This window comes from Bacillus sp. mrc49 (assembly GCF_002803435.1).
This window is the reverse complement of the sequence record NZ_PHNG01000047.1, coordinates 1-382: the sequence shown is the minus strand read 5'-3', so window position 1 is coordinate 382 and position 382 is coordinate 1. Positions and strand designations below refer to the sequence as shown.

Below are 382 nucleotides of genomic sequence, written 5' to 3'. Positions count from 1 at the left end.
GGGAATCTTCCGCAATGGACGAAAGTCTGACGGAGCAACGCCGCGTGAACGAAGAAGGCCTTCGGGTCGTAAAGTTCTGTTGTTAGGGAAGAACAAGTACCAGAGTAACTGCTGGTACCTTGACGGTACCTAACCAGAAAGCCACGGCTAACTACGTGCCAGCAGCCGCGGTAATACGTAGGGGGCAAGCGTTGTCCGGAATTATTGGGCGTAAAGCGCGCGCAGGTGGTTCCTTAAGTCTGATGTGAAAGCCCACGGCTCAACCGTGGAGGGTCATTGGAAACTGGGGAACTTGAGTGCAGAAGAGGAAAGTGGAATTCCAAGTGTAGCGGTGAAATGCGTAGAGATTTGGAGGAACACCAGTGGCGAAGGCGACTTTCTG

The 382-nt window shown here is 53.1% G+C and carries 1 rRNA gene; it reads left to right on the top strand.

From position 1 onward, the window contains the following. Window positions 1-382 (top strand): 16S ribosomal RNA (locus tag CVN76_RS00400); the annotation flags it as partial.